The sequence below is a fragment of the Halalkalibacter oceani genome (assembly GCF_023715705.1).
In the GTDB taxonomy this organism is placed as follows: Bacteria; Bacillota; Bacilli; order Bacillales; family Bacillaceae_D; genus Halalkalibacter; species Halalkalibacter oceani_A.
Window position 1 is genome coordinate 1 of sequence record NZ_JAMBOS010000117.1, and the last position, 255, is coordinate 255.

General features: G+C 47.8%; 1 pseudogene. It reads right to left on the bottom strand.

Going from position 1 to position 255, the window contains the following annotated elements:
• Nucleotides 1–255: pseudogene (locus M3212_RS21875) on the bottom strand (transposase); the annotation flags it as partial.

The following is a 255-nucleotide window of genomic DNA, read 5'->3' on the forward strand; positions in this document are numbered from 1 at the left end:
AATCATCCTCCTTCCAAACGCCACGGAAGGTCACGGCAGGCTTCTGTTCGATTTGACGTTCCTGGTTCTTTCGTTCAGCTGCCTTTAATAGTCTTGAAGAGTCAACACCCTGCACCTGCAGGTGCTCAGGTAATGCAGGACGCTTCCCAGCTTTTTCTCCAATCACAAGCTTCTTGGCTTTCCAAGGAGTATAATCCTCGAACTCAATGGTAAGCTCCTCAATATTCGCAGGATCATAGATAACCTCAACCTGAC